Raw genomic sequence first — 269 nt, 5'->3', positions numbered from 1 at the left:
ATATTTTGGATTGCTAAAATCTTTTTTGGCTTCGATTGCGCGGATTGTTTGCAGTACTTCGGGCTTCATTTGTTTAGCGAGTACTTCATCGGCATATTTACCATATTCAGGCGCGCTACTCACCATATTCGATACGAGTAAGCCTTTTATATGCTGTTGGTATTTGAGGGCATATTCCATGGCGAGGATACCACCCCAAGAGTTACCGAGCACATAGAAGTTCGTGCTATCGGCACCAATAGCTTTACGCACTTGTTCTACTTCTTCTA

At 42.8% G+C, this 269-nt stretch carries 1 protein-coding gene; it reads right to left on the bottom strand.

Features of this window, described 5'->3' with window-relative positions; genetic code table 11:
* A partial coding sequence (locus tag CWB99_RS23795; protein WP_138686255.1) for an alpha/beta fold hydrolase occupies positions 1–269 on the bottom strand: 269 nt, incomplete at both ends.

The sequence above is a fragment of the Pseudoalteromonas rubra genome, from assembly GCF_005887095.1.
Taxonomy (GTDB): domain Bacteria; phylum Pseudomonadota; class Gammaproteobacteria; order Enterobacterales; family Alteromonadaceae; genus Pseudoalteromonas; species Pseudoalteromonas rubra_E.
Note: the sequence above shows the minus strand (reverse complement) of the source record. Positions and strands in the feature narration are given on the sequence as shown.